Genomic DNA, 11,829 nt, shown 5'->3' on the forward strand with positions numbered 1-11,829 from the left:
AGCATCCGAGGACCGGCGGGATGGCCGATGCGGTCTTTGCCGATTCCCATCTGCATACATGCCAAAATGTTTGCGCAAACATTTTGGCGGAGTTCTGCCGGTGAATAATTGTATGCGTCACACAGGAGAGAATTATATGAATCCATTAATTACCGCCGCCGGAGGGAAGGCCGCGCATATGCGGATCGGCGGCTATTCGGCATTGCTGGTGTTGCTGCCCGTGCTGGTGCTATCTTCCTGCCTCTCAACCAATGCCACCCAATCAATAGACCCTCCCTGGCTCCCGGAAATTGAGCAGGCGGTTGAAAATCTTGAGCCGCCCAAAGGCGAAGTGGCTCCGGTCTTCTGGCTTGAAGAGGGAGCGAAAATTGACGGTGATTTTTCAGAATGGAACGGCCTGGTGAGCGCTTCGCCCCATGTGGTTGTTTACGGAGGAGGGCATGTTCCCTCCGATGCTTCCGGGGACTTCACCCTGGCTACAGACGGCAGCAGCCTGTTTATCTATGTTGATATTACCGATGACGTACCCAATGAAAACAAGCTTCCTCCTGCAGGTGCATGGAGAAGCGATTCGGTGGAAATTTTCTTCGGTACCGACACGTCACCCCATCAGAATCTCACTGACACGGACAACCATCTCAGATTGGTTCCTGTTTCCAAGACCGACCCTGACGCGTTTTCCTTGGCAATCAATGATGTTGATTTTTCCCAGCAGACTAGCGCCGCCGTAAAATTCCGGGAAGACGGATATCAGATCGAAGCGGAAATACCTTTGACCCTTCTGAATATTTCCGATCTGGAACCGGGGCAAAAAGTGAGGGTGGAATTCCAAATAAACGACGGTGACAGCAGCGAACGGGACCGTCTGATCCATTGGATGGGTGAGAAGGATAACTCCTATTACAACGCCGCCGGCTGGGGAGACGGCGAGATTGTCCCCAGCGGAGAGGAAACAGAATGAAAAAACTACTGATAATTGCGCTTCTTTTAACTATGGCCTCTGTGGCGGGCATCTTTGCCCAGTCCGATTCTGAAGGTGAGGGCACATACAGCGAAATACGTGAAGATGAAAACGGACTGCGTCTCTTTGTGGAAGGAAAGCCCTTTGAAGTAAAAGGGGTGGTCTGGTCCTACATTCCCATCGGGGAGAATTATACCTACAACCTGTGGGATCAGCCGGAGCCCATCATCCGGAGAATGATCGACAGAGACGCCAGGCTGATGAAAGCCATGGGTGTGAATGCGATCCGGGTGTTTTCCGATGTTCCTCCACAATGGATCCGCTACTTTTACGAACAGTACGGAATCTACAGCATCGTGAATCCCCTGTTCGGACGCTACGGTGTGAGCGCCAGGGGTATTTGGTACCCCAATACCGACTACTCGGATGTATACAGCAGGGAAGTGATCAAGGAAGATACTCTTGAGATTGTCCGGACCTATAAAGACGTACCCGGGGTTCTCATGTTTCTTTTCGGAAATGAAAACAACTACGGGCTTGAATGGGACTCGGGAGTTATCCAGGATCTTCCCGTGGGGCAGCAGTCCGAGGTACGGGCAGGGTATCTGTTCAGTCTGTTTGAAGAAGTGATTGCCGAAGCGAAGCAGATCAGCAATAGACATCCCTACGGTCTTATAAATGGTGATATTCAGTATTTGAACCTGATCGACGAACTGGTTCCCAGTCTTGATGTTCTTGGTGTGAACACATACCGGGGCGGTGCCGCCCAGGATCTGTTTTATGAAAGCGTGGAAACCCTAGGAGTCCCGGTGGTTTTCACCGAGCTGGGCGCGGAAGCGTATAACGCCGCAACAGAACAGGAGGATCAGTACAATCAGGCCCGCTATATCTGGCAGCAGTGGCAGGAAATCTACCTCCAGTCTTACGGCAAGGGGAAATCCCAGAATGTTATCGGAGGCTTTGTCTTCGAATGGATGGATGAATGGTGGAAGCATCTTCAGACCGAAAACCTGGATGTACACGATACCGAAGGGACATGGAGCAACGGGGGGTACACCCACGATGCGGTTCCCGGTGTAAACAACATGCAGGAAGAGTGGTTCGGAATTGTGGCTCAAAGCCCCCGGAAAGAGGATGGAATTCACCGAAGGGTTCCCCGTGCCGCATATTATCTTCTTCAGGAATTATGGGAACTGCCGCTGTACCGCTCCGATGCCAGGGAAGTGTACGCCCACTTCGATTCCGTCCAGCCGGGCACCGTTCTTTCCCGGGGTGAATCTGCAGCCATCCGGGAGAATATGGCCTGGAATCCGGTGGAGATTGACCGCTTCAATGCCCGGGTGGAAGGAACGCTTACCGCCAGCGACGAGACCCTTGAAGGCGACTGGAAGGAAAATGGGGAGTTCACCAACGGACAGGAACTGACTCTACGGGTGGGCTTCCACCCCCTGAGTAATCTCAGCGGCTATGCGGAGCTCAAGGCCTGGGCGAACCCGCTGCTCCCCCAATGGGGTGAAGCTCCAGCCTATCTTCAGTATGACGATGTGAGCGGCGAAACAGATGCAAACGTAAGTCTGTACGCCGGAGAATTTACCTATGAGGATCCCCTCTTTGACCTCACCGGATATTATCGCACCGGAAGAGCAGACTGGCTTCTCCAGGGAGATGCTTTCAATCTCATGCCCGAAGCCTGGGATCGAGCCGGTATGGATACCGACGGTTCCGATGCGCCGTTCGGTCTGATATTCGAAGGCTCCAATGCGTTGAAAGGTCTGCGTGTGGCGCTAGGACCGGAAATTTACTGGGGAGCCCTACCCCTTGCGGCGGTGAATTATTACCGGGAGTTCGGCTCTGAGATTGTTCAGGGCTCCGCCGGTCTTGTATATGTGGAAGAATTTTCTGCAGGCGAATCTGCCTACCCCAGCCGTCAGCCCGGCAGAAAGGCCAGTCTTTCCGCAACTCTGGGAATCGGACCCTATGTATTCGCCGAAGCGGCGGGGTTGTTCGCCGGCTCCGAATATGTGGGAGAAACCTATCAAGTTGCTGCTGATGCAGAACCCGGCGAAGGGGTGAACGGATCGGATATCTCCATCAAAGAGGGCGAAATCGGATACCCCAATACCCTGGCGTTCAGGGTGCTGCTGGGCACTGACATTCTCCGTTACACCCGCATATATGCAGAATATCTCCAGGCGGGGCTGGTAGCTTCAGGGGAACCCATGATACCCCGGGCCGGCTTTCAAACCGCCGATTCGGGTTCAGGCAATCGTCGGGAACTCACGGCGGGAACACGCTTTATATACGGAGATTTCACTGCAGAAGGAAAGTTCCGCTGGAGAACTCCATTGGTGGACCCCATGGTGGCAGTGGGAAGCTATGATCTGCGTTCGGTTCTTTCCGATCCGTTCGCTGTGTTCTGGAACCGGGAAACCCTGGAAGGAGAACTGGTGGCAACCTATGATCCCCAGGGCGCTACATGGTTTCACGACTGGAACGCCGAAGAACGGGAAAATGCCCGTATCGCAGCCTCAATCTCCCTGCTCTATACATTTTACGCCGGACCCACGGATGCCGGGGTGTTCAAGGATGCAACAGGTGCATGGATGGCGTTTCCCCAAGGCCTGCCGGAGGCCCGGAATCTCTGGCAGTTAAACGCCTCGCTGCTCAGTAACCCTTTACCCGGACTGAAAGTAAATGCTCAGGGACGGATCGGGACTCAGCAGAGCACAGGATTCAGTGACAGGCTGGTGAATTTCATCGGATACGGCCTTGATCTGCGCTACAGAAAGTTCTCCATGGGGGGAAGCATGGATCTGGGCGCATGGGGACCCCAGGTATGGCAGCGCCAGTTCAACATCACCTATCCCGTTCAATGGGAGGCAGAACTGGCTTACGGTTTCCACATCCCCAGCATGATTACAACGGAAAACCGCATTGGAGTGATGGCCGCAGGCCGCAGTTACGGTGACTACTCTGCGGATGATGATCCGTCCGAAGGAAGTCTCAACACTCTGACACTGTATGTTGATCTGAGTTATTGATGTGCCCTACCGGGGACAGCCCCGGAAAAGACGTTCGGTTGAACGATATAACAAACAAACGTACCGCCTTCCAGAAGAGAGCGGTACAAGGAGGAATTATGAAAGCCTACAGAAATTTACTGTACGGATTGATCCTTGCAACGGTTTTGATTTTCAGCGGCTGTCCAAACCCGGCCCTGGACGATGTGGACGATCCCGATATAAGCGGGGATGGTGTACTGGAATCTATCTCGTTGAACACTGCAAGCATCTCCCTTGAAGCCGGTGCCACCCGGACCCTTACCGCCACCGCCAATTATGACGACGGCTCGGCAGAAGAGCTGGATGCAGCGGATGTGACCTGGAGCAGTGATGCCTCAGCAACCGCCAGCGTATCGGATGGTGTTGTGACCGCGAATGCCGTTGGATCTACAGTGATTACTGCAAGTTATGATGAAGTTGTAGCAACTGTTGACGTAACCGTAACAGCTGCTGGCTCTTCCAGCAATCTTATAACCAATGGGGACTTTTCCAGTGATGTGAGTGCCGACTGGAATCTTTGGTCACATGATGATGGCACTTCAGTGTCGGTAGCAAACGGTGAGGTGGAGCTCGTAATTGCTTCAGTGGGGACCGATTGGTGGGGCGTCCAATTTGATCAACAGAATATATCTGTTTCTAGCGAGGGTACGTATACTCTATCATTCGATGCGCGTTCAGTCATTGCAAGGGATCTAAGGGTTGAAATTGTTCCTGCGGAAGTCGCAGCAAGTCCAACTCAACTTGATTTCATGCTGTCAACAGATATGACCAGCTATGAAGCAACGGTTGATTTCACCGGTCTGGGTACATCACCTGTTATCAAATTGAACTTTGGATTGGGTAATGTGTCAGCCTCCAGCGCAGCAACGACGGTCTATTTGGACAACATTTCTCTTGCACCTCAGGAGTCGGCAATAGCGACTTCTCAATTAACCGTAAATGTTACAGATGGCACAAACCCATTGGAAGGGGCATCTGTTAACCTGAATCCCGGTATGTCTGCGACTACAGATGCCTCAGGAGTAGCAAGTTTTGATCTTGAATCGCGACAATATCCTCTTAACGTGACAATGTCAGGGTATATCGGGGAGTATTCCGTTGTTGATTTCACAGGGGATGCAACTGTAGATATCCAGCTTTCAATTGCCGCACCAACTGAAGATTCCTACCTCTACGGCACCACTGAAGCTATAGATGTAACTAATACCTTGGCCCATTGGGATTCCGGGTCTAGCTTTGATGCTGCATATGCTGATTCTGTCTACGATCCGAGCATCGAAGTGACTACTGCAGCTAGTCTATGGGGGGGTGAACCCGGTTTCGCGGTAGCTTTTACCGGGTATCAGGCAGGTTCAGCAGCCGGTTACGATAATTTGGTTTTCAAGTTCAAAACTACAGAGGTTATAAGCGTATCGGTGAAATTCCCAGGAGCAGGAACCCAGGAAGAGATAGCATTTACCCTTGCTGATTACAGTATCGATCTCGGAAATGGTTGGATTGAAGTGAGTGTACCTTTGGCGGGATTCGGTGATCTGGGGGCGAATTCAGAAGTCGGGCTGCTCACTTTTCAAAGTGGTTTGACAGAATCTGCAGTCTACATAACTGATATTTATTTTGATATTGAGTAATGATTATTGGACCGTAGATGATTCATGACGTATCCCGGCCGGACAGCAGCCCGGCCGGGTTTGTTGGAGAAATATATGAAAAATAAGAATATGCTATATAAGGTCGGCCGGGGAATGATTTTTGCGGTCGTACTGATGGGGGTGACCATGAGCTGTAATTTTGTGAACCCCGATCCTCCGGGGTCCTCGGTGGATGTACGAACTCTGGACGATAGTATTTGGGCGCGGAAGGCAATTGCTTACTCCGGTTATCGGGACGGACAGAGTCCGGATGATCAGATATACCCCTCCGAAGCGGAAATACTTCAAGATTTGAATTTATTGGTAACCAAAGGCTTCGGGTTAATCCGGCTTTATGATACTTCCATCCATGGAAAGCGAACTCTGAAGGTTATTTCCGACAACAACCTTGATCTCAAGGTAATGCTGGGCGCCTACCTTTATGGAGGGGATACCAGCTACGGAAGTGCGAACCGTGAGCAGTTGGATTCTGCGGTCAAACTGGCCAATGATTATCCCGATACGGTTGTTGCGGTCAGTGTTGGAAATGAGGTCCTTGTGGACTGGTCCTTTGTTGCAGTTCCCCCGGATGATATGGTTGAGTACATCCGCTATGTGCGGGAGGCTATTGAGCAGCCGGTAACGGTGAATGACAACTTTGAGCCCTATGCCATGGGTTCTGGTTACAATACCGAGAAGGTGTGGCGGGAAATTGATTTTGCCGCCGTTCATACCTACGCCTACTGGGATGCGGGCTACAATCTGTGGGATTGGCGGCAGGAAGATGCTGCGGAAGCAGACCGGGCCCGGGCAATGATGGATGCGGCGCTTACCTATGCCAAGGCAAACTTTTCTGCTGTTCGCACTGCTTTGGATGAAGCTGGCATCGATATTCCTATTGTTATTGGCGAAACCGGATGGCAGAGCGTACCTAGCGCCACTGTCGGATCCGCCCAGTACACAGGGCATCCGGTGAACCAGGCCATGTACTATACCCGCATGCAGGAGTGGGCGTACGGAAGCGGCGGCGGCAGTCCCGGAGACGGTTTTGAACGGCCCAAAGGCGTGTTCTACTTTGCTTCATTCGATGAACCCTGGAAGCAGGCGGACGATAACTGGGGGCTGTGGGATGCGGAACGACAGGAAAAATACGTTCTGTCCGGGAGCGGCTACGGAAGCAGCGATGCCGTGTACTACATTCCACCGGCTGAGGCCGCAGTGATTACGGAAAACACCTTTGTCATCTTCCGTGATGCGGAAGCCGGTGCCGGAGAGCAAACGGCAACCCACTCCTGGAATCCCTGGGACGGAAGTACCGCTTCCATATCCACCGGAAGCAGCGGAGCCCCTGAAGGTGCCGAGTATGGAATTGTCACTCCCTCTCCAAAATCATGGGGCTGGGGCATGACGCTGAGTCTCACTGATCCGGTGGACCTATCGGCTTTTGAAGACCCGGGCAGCATAGAGTTTGAGATACAAAGCGATTATCCCGGAAAACTGGAGATCGGATTCTTCACCGGTAATACCACGGAACAACAAGGCGTGGATGTGTATCTGGTAGTAGATCCCGCATCCAATGCCTACGGATATGCCAATGACGGAGCTTGGCACACTGTTTCCATTCCGGTGAGCGATATCACTCCAAATGCAACACCTGCATACGAACAAGATGCAACTGCCGCATTGAATATGACAGAGGTGTATGCAAGTTTCGTGATTGCCGACCGATATGCGGAGACTGGAACCACCGGTTCTCCCACAAATGTTATCAACCTGGACAATATCCGCTGGATGAAATAAGCAAATATGTAAAGTGAAATACCCCCTGCCGGTCCGCCCCCCAATGGCGGGCCGGCTTTTTTCTCTGAATGAGGTGATATATGGGCAATACAGACACAGGCTGGAGAGGCGGCACAGGGCGGGCGGCCTTGATCTGCTTATTTTTTCTCATTTCTACAGTGTCCTGCGGCTTTATAGAATTAGAACCGTCTTCTGATGAACCGTCCGGAGAAGACAGCCAGATCCCCGCAACCAATGAAAACCTGGTATGGGCGGATGAGTTTAATGGAACACAAATAGACAGATCCAAGTGGGGCTTTGAGACCGGAACCGGAGCCGAGCAGGGCCTGAACGGTTGGGGCAATAATGAACTGCAGTATTACACCGACCGGACTGAAAATGCACGGATTGAGATGCTTTCCACAGGCGAATCCGTCCTGGTGATCGAAGCCCGGGAAGAGAGTTACGGGGGAATGGACTACAGCTCGGCCAGGCTGCTGACCAGAGATCTTCATAGCTGGACCTATGGACGGATTGAAGCCCGGATGAAACTCCCCGCCGGGCAGGGATACTGGCCTGCTTTCTGGATGCTTGGGGAGAACATTACCCAGGTCGGGTGGCCCGCCTCGGGTGAAATTGACATCATGGAGAACAAGGGGCAGGAACCCACTGTTATTGGTGCAGCGATCCACTTCGGCGATCCCTACATGTACCGGGAGGAGAAGTTCATTCTCAGCGAAGGAAGTTTCACCGATGATTTTCACATCTTTGCCATAGAGTGGGAGGCCGAAGAGATCCGCTGGTATGTTGACGACCGACATTTCGCCACCCAGGATGATTGGTGGACCTCAGCACCTGATGACGAATATCCTGCACCTTTCGATAAACCGTTTTATATACTTTTGAATCTGGCAGTGGGAGGAAACTACCCCGGCTCACCCGACGGAAGTACGGTATTTCCCGGAAGGCTTCTGGTTGACTATGTACGGGTGTATCAATAAAACCTCTAAGGGATGTCTAAGGGATGGATTGAGGCCAGGTCTGGCCCATGTCGAAAGGATTTTGCATCAGTTCCGGGGGGAGGGGAATACGATGAGTTCCATGGGCTTAATCGCTCCAGTAATTCTCAAGATAATCCCTGAGAGCCGGAGATGTGCCGCTGTCCCAGGACCTTCTGTCAGAAGCGGATTGGGATCTCTGAACAGATTCAGGCTCCGTGCCATCACCGCGTTCCGGATCGGCCAGGAAGGGAAAGCGTTCCGCCATCTCCGGGGAGAGGGCACTGAGCTGCCGGTATGCCCGGCGGGCGGAGGCGGTATTGCCTGAAAGCAGGTGTTCTGCGGCAAGACTGAGCTGCACCCGGGGGTTGTCAGGCTGGCGTTCACCCGCCTCCCGGAGATATTCCAACGCAGTGGGGCTGTCTCCCGAGTCCGAGGCAAGACGGGCCAGGTGAAGCAGCGGCTCTATTGAGCTGCCACGGCTGGCCGCTTCCTGAAAATCAGAGGCTGCCCGGGAATTCATGCCGAAGCGGGCATAAATTATGCCCCTGCGGGTGAGCTCCCTGTGGTTTTCAGGGGTTTGCAGGGACCGCAGACTGATCAGTTGCTCCACCTGCCGTTCTCTGAAGTCCTCAATTTGAGATGGCAGCTCATGTTGCCGATCAGCCCAGGTATCGGCTATGGAACTATCTCTCTGTGAAAGTAGCGCTTGAGAAAGTAGCGATTGAGGAGCCTGACCCGGAGGATAGATTTCCCAGGATTCTTCTGATGTGAAAAACTCTGCATTGTCATTCATGCCTGCACTGCGCCACTGTTGAGCACCCTTCTGCCATGCCCGAAAGAAGCCTTCCTGAAGGAGGGTTGTTTCCACAGGAATCCACAGTTTTCCATTCCGCCGGATTACCGTCCCCGGATCTGGGAAAAAGCCGCTCCTATGTTCCGCCGATATCCCGCTGTCCAGGGCAAGAAAAATATGTCCCGGTGTGGTAATAAAAGCGGTGGAAATTGATGCGGATTCCAGAAGGGAGGCGTACAAAACCGACAGATCGTCACAGTCTCCTGAGCGAAACAGAATGGTCTCCCTGGCAAACTGGATGAAGTCAATCTCTCCGGGGTGGACTGATACCCCTGCGTAGGGTGTAATCGGATCCGGGCGGTACACGATTCCCCGGGACCCCATCCATTCAAACAGGGCTGCGGCCCGTTGAATATTGCCTTGGAACATGTCAGTAATATTTCGGGGCAGGGCAGCAAGAACGGAGCCGCTTGTTTCCATGATCAGCGGATCCTGGGATGTGTGAATATATGCGGCAATCTTTCTGTCATCATCCCATTGCAGGGCATTGTTCCCCAGGCGGGTTAGGGGAATTCTGACGGTTTCCTGGCGTTCCCGGCCTCCCCTGCGGTACGAAAATTCAAGGGTGAGTCCCAGGCTGTCAGTAGACTGGTTGTTGATGATTTGCCTGTTGAAATTGATGGTAATCGGAAGATCCAGGTTCTCCCCCGGGGAAATGAGAGCACTGCCGATTACTTCCTCCGAGGAGGCATAACCTTCAATGCCGGCCTGAACACGGAGATTCTGGATGGGGCGATCCCATTTGTTTGATATTTCCATTCTGACAACAGGCTGCCGGGCATAGCTCCGGTATAATATGGGAAAGACCGGTGACGCCTGAATATTCTCCATAAACATTCTCTCGTCAATTGAGAGCCGGGGAATGGTACGGGTTTCGCCCTCTGAGGAAGTCCCCATAATGGGGTCCCGTTCAAAAATTACTGGATACTCCCTGTTCTGAACGGGATGCAGAAGCAGCCATTCATACCCCGTTTCCCGGGAAGGCCTGGCACGAACCGCCGCCTCCTGCCAGTTCATATACAGCTGCTCCGCCTCTGTGGGGGCAATGTGAACTTCTGCGTCTGTGCCCGACACCGGCAGTGTGTAGATCATGCTGTCGGCATTATAGGCTCCCCGTCCCTGGAGGGGAAACAGCAGGCCGCCGCTTCCGTCCCCGCTTCCGTCCTCTTCCTGAGCCTGGAAGTGCTCAAGAATGAGTTCCATGACCATCTTGAAGGCCCTCTCCGCCGCATCCCTGCGCCGAAGATTATATGCGTCGCCGGTCTCAAACATGCCCCGGGGTGCCAGGGCTTCACTCCCCAGACGGCCAAGCAGTTCTCCGGCCTTCTCTTCTGTGAGGACCTCAAGCTGTGCGTCACCGGGGTGTTCGGCCCCGCTGTGAAGCATCAGAAGTTGAGAGAGGGTTCCCAAACTTCCCGGTGAAATGCCCTTCAGTTCCCAAAGTACCACGCCGTTTTGTGAGATGCTCAACGTTGCCAGGCTGTGTCCCATGGGGTGCAGCGCCAGCCCTGCAATATATTCCTGCCCGGTGGAAAAGCCGGACTGATATTCCCAGCCTTCCTCTGCTGCGTCTGCTCCGTTTTCTCCTTCTGGTCCTTCGGCTGCCCTGGCGGCCTCCGTTTCGGGAAGATTCCCCAGCCTCCAGATGCCCACGGTTCCTGCGCCGAACCCGGCAAAAAAGCTTTTCCCGTCGGGGGCGAAACTCAAGGAATATACATACCCGTCATCCAGTTCGGAAATTATCTGGAAGGGTTGAAACCCCGATTCATCTTGCCGGTAGATGGTGATCTCTTCCCGCACGCCGGCTGCCAGCCATTTTCCATCGGGTGAAAATGCAAGGCCGTTGAGATACCCGGTGTTGGAGAAATAGCTGTTTGGACGCAGCTCCCCTTCGGGAATCAGTCTGTGGTGTTCGTCTTCCACCTGGTACAGTTTGATGTAGTCGCTGCTGTTGCCTAAAGCAAGTAATTTTCCGTCGGGGGAGACTGTCATGCTGCTGATCCTGAGGTCGCCGGTATTCAGTTTTTGACTCAGGGTGTAGCCCCTCCCGTTTTGTCTCCAGAGAAACAGTTCTCCCGGTGCAAAACTGATCAGGTACGAGTTATCCGGGGTGAGAATAAGCGAACGAATTTCGCTGCTGTGGCCGTTGAGAATCTGTATCAGCTCGCCGTTTGAGGTGGAAACCATGGCAATGCTCGATTCCGCACCGTAGCCGGGAAAAAACGCGTACTTTTCATTCCTGCTGATTGAGAGGGCGGGCGCAGTACCATGATGTCCCCGTCCACGATATGTCCAGAGAAGCCGGTGCTTTGAATCGTACATTCTCACCCGGTTATTTCTGCTGATGGCGGCGAAATAGTTTCCGAAGGGCGAGTAGACCCCGCTGCTGAGCATATGTTCCTGGTTCAGGGTTTCCCGCTGAATTGATTGAATATATCCTGAAGCCTGAGCACCCAGTACAGAATGAGAGAAAAGTGCCAAGAACAGCACTATGGCCGGCATTACCGTACGGAAGTAGTTTCCTGAAAGCATGAAGTAACTATAG

Annotated in this window: 6 protein-coding genes; 5 read left to right on the forward strand and 1 reads right to left on the reverse strand. The window is 53.0% G+C overall.

Going from position 1 to position 11,829, the window contains the following annotated elements:
* The first annotated feature begins 136 nt into the window (after window positions 1-136).
* The 5 genes from AC52PS_RS00920 to AC52PS_RS00940 all read left to right on the forward strand — a co-directional run bounded on the left by AC52PS_RS00920 (window position 137) and on the right by AC52PS_RS00940 (window position 8,431).
* Window positions 137-961 (forward strand): sugar-binding protein, encoded by an 825-nt coding sequence (locus AC52PS_RS00920; RefSeq protein ID WP_495561144.1) that lies wholly within the window; start codon window positions 137-139, stop codon window positions 959-961.
* Window positions 958-4,002 carry a hypothetical protein gene (locus AC52PS_RS00925; RefSeq protein WP_495561145.1) on the forward strand — a complete coding sequence of 1,015 codons (3,045 nt, stop codon included), beginning with the start codon at window positions 958-960 and terminating at the stop codon, window positions 4,000-4,002. Before AC52PS_RS00920 ends, AC52PS_RS00925 begins: the two co-directional genes overlap by 4 nt.
* A gap of 98 nt (window positions 4,003-4,100) precedes the next feature.
* Window positions 4,101-5,651: a carbohydrate binding domain-containing protein gene (locus tag AC52PS_RS00930; RefSeq protein ID WP_495561146.1), complete on the forward strand. Its 1,551-nt coding sequence runs from the start codon at window positions 4,101-4,103 to the stop codon at window positions 5,649-5,651.
* Window positions 5,652-5,726: 75 nt separating this feature from the next.
* Entirely contained in the window at window positions 5,727-7,451 is a 1,725-nt protein-coding gene (locus AC52PS_RS00935; protein ID WP_495561147.1) for a glycosyl hydrolase family 17 protein, read from the forward strand.
* A gap of 80 nt (window positions 7,452-7,531) precedes the next feature.
* Window positions 7,532-8,431: a glycoside hydrolase family 16 protein gene (locus AC52PS_RS00940; protein WP_495561148.1), complete on the forward strand. Its 900-nt coding sequence runs from the start codon at window positions 7,532-7,534 to the stop codon at window positions 8,429-8,431.
* 106 nt (window positions 8,432-8,537) lie between these two features.
* On the opposite strand, the gene AC52PS_RS00945 is transcribed toward AC52PS_RS00940, so the two are convergent.
* Window positions 8,538-11,816: a WD40 repeat domain-containing protein gene (locus AC52PS_RS00945; RefSeq protein ID WP_495561149.1), complete on the reverse strand. Its 3,279-nt coding sequence runs from the start codon at window positions 11,814-11,816 to the stop codon at window positions 8,538-8,540.
* Between the last annotated feature and the right edge of the window lie 13 nt (window positions 11,817-11,829).

This window comes from Salinispira sp. (assembly GCF_059431795.1).

Bases quoted from the DNA above. Each gene is read 5' to 3' on its own strand.
- AC52PS_RS00940 (WP_495561148.1), top strand. From the start codon at position 7,532: ATGGGCAATACAGACACAGGCTGGAGAGGCGGCACAGGGCGGGCGGCC.
- AC52PS_RS00945 (WP_495561149.1), bottom strand. From the start codon at position 11,816: ATGCTTTCAGGAAACTACTTCCGTACGGTAATGCCGGCCATAGTGCTG.
- AC52PS_RS00925 (WP_495561145.1), top strand. From the start codon at position 958: ATGAAAAAACTACTGATAATTGCGCTTCTTTTAACTATGGCCTCTGTG.
- AC52PS_RS00930 (WP_495561146.1), top strand. From the start codon at position 4,101: ATGAAAGCCTACAGAAATTTACTGTACGGATTGATCCTTGCAACGGTT.
- AC52PS_RS00935 (WP_495561147.1), top strand. From the start codon at position 5,727: ATGAAAAATAAGAATATGCTATATAAGGTCGGCCGGGGAATGATTTTT.
- AC52PS_RS00920 (WP_495561144.1), top strand. From the start codon at position 137: ATGAATCCATTAATTACCGCCGCCGGAGGGAAGGCCGCGCATATGCGG.